The following is a 2024-nucleotide window of genomic DNA, read 5'->3' as shown; positions in this document are numbered from 1 at the left end:
TCTTGCTAGCTTTGCTTTTATCGCAAGGCCTGCCTTTGCGGAGGAAGCTAAAGTTGACAACTCATCAAACCTTGATACGACTGCTGCAACATCTACTAATGTGGAAACCACAGCAGATCTCGTAGAAACTAAGGTTGTCGAAGCACCTGTTACTACTGAAAATGTGGCTAGCACAGAAAACACCACAAATGTCTCAGAACAAGCCTCAACTTCTACAACAAGTTCTGAAACTGCCAGTGAAACAGCTTCAACAACTGCAAGCGAAAGTCAAGCACCTGCAGAATCAGCCACAGGCCAAACACGCGAAGCTGTAACTACAGACCGAGCTGCCAATGAGACTGCTTCAGCTACCGAAACTTCGAACAAGGAAACAAACGTCACTGGTGGTTATTACTACAGCGATAAGTATGGATACTGGCATTACAAAGATGCTAGCGGTAAAGATCTAACTGGACCACAAACCATCGATGGCGTTCAGGTCTACTTCAATCAAGGCGGCGTTCAGGTTAAAGGGGACTTTGACTGGGACGGTCACTATTATGACAAAGACTCTGGTGCTCTTGTTACTAATAAATTCGTTGAAAATTATGGTAGAACCTATTACTTAGATGAAAATGGTAATAAGACAATCGGTCCCAAAGAAATTAATGGGGAATGGAATTATTTTGACGACTACGGTGAACAAGTTAGGAATAGATTTGCTTCTGATGGCCGTTATTACGACGAAAACGGAAAACAAGTTGATTTCGGGACAAACCGCTATTTTGAATTAAACGGAAAATGGTACTATGCTGGAAATGATGGTTCTATTTTAAAGGGACCACAAACCATCGATGGCGTTAAGGTTTACTTCGATCAAGGTGGTGTTCAAGTTAAGGGCTATTTTGTTAGAAATGATACTGACAATAAAGAACACTATTACGACAAAGATTCTGGTGCACTAGTCACTAACAACTACGTTATTGCCTACGATAACTATACCCACCAAAATGAACGCTACTATGTTGATGAGCAGGGTATTCGTGTAAAAGGTGCTAAAACTATCAATGGTAAACAGGTTTACTTTACATATGATGGAAGACAAGTCTTCGACAATTTTGGTGACGATGGCTACTTCTATGATCAGGATGGTAACCGAGTCGACCTAGGCACAAACCGTTATGTTCAAATTAAAGGCAACTGGTACTACATCGGTAACGATGGAAAAATCTTGACAGGTGAACAAACTATTGATGGCGCTCATGTCTACTTTGGCTATAAAGGTATCCAAGTGAAAGGAGATTTTGACTACAACAAACAATTTCATGATAAAGACTCTGGAAATCTAGTTACTAATCGTTTCGTAACAGTTAAAGACAAAACCTACTTTATTGGAGCTGATAGTAAGGCTATCAAAGGGGCAACAGTCATCGACAACATTGAATACTTCTTTGATAAAGAAACTGGTGCTCAAGTTAAAGGAAATTTCGCAAGAAACGATAAATACTACGATGGGGTCACTGGTGCTCTCGTAACCAATAGCTATGTCCAAGTTGATAAAGACTGGTACTATGTAGGCAATGACGGTAAAAGACTTAAAGGTTCTCAAACCATTAACAATGTTCCTGTATACTTTGATCCTTATGGGGGTAAACAAGTAAAAGGAGAGTTTGGTGATAATGGTTACTATTACGACCAAAATTCTGGTGCCAAAGTAGATTTGGGAACAAGTCGCTATGTCCAAGTTAACGATAATTGGTACTACGTCAATGCTGAGGGTAAGATTCTCAAAGGCGAACAGACCATCGATGGGGTTCAAGTCCATTTTGATACTAAAACAGGGCAACAAATTAAAGGGGGCTTTACTGACAAAGATGGTAAATTAGTCATAAAAGAAAAATATTATCTATCTGGTACTCCTATGAGATATTATGATAAAGACTCCGGTGCTCTTGTAAAAAATCAATACTTCAACCATAATGGTAAATGGTACTATGCAGATGCAGAAGGTAATATCCTTAAAGGCTCACAAACCATCGATGGGG

1 protein-coding gene is annotated in these 2024 nt (G+C 39.7%); it reads left to right on the top strand.

From position 1 onward, the window contains the following. On the top strand, positions 1-2024 hold a 2024-nt coding region (locus HMPREF1519_RS10080), incomplete at both ends, for a glucosyl transferase (RefSeq protein WP_037612157.1).

It is taken from the genome of Streptococcus sp. SR4, from assembly GCF_000517725.1.
GTDB classification, from domain to species: Bacteria; Bacillota; Bacilli; order Lactobacillales; family Streptococcaceae; genus Streptococcus; species Streptococcus salivarius_F.
This window is presented reverse-complemented; position numbering and strand designations above follow the sequence as displayed.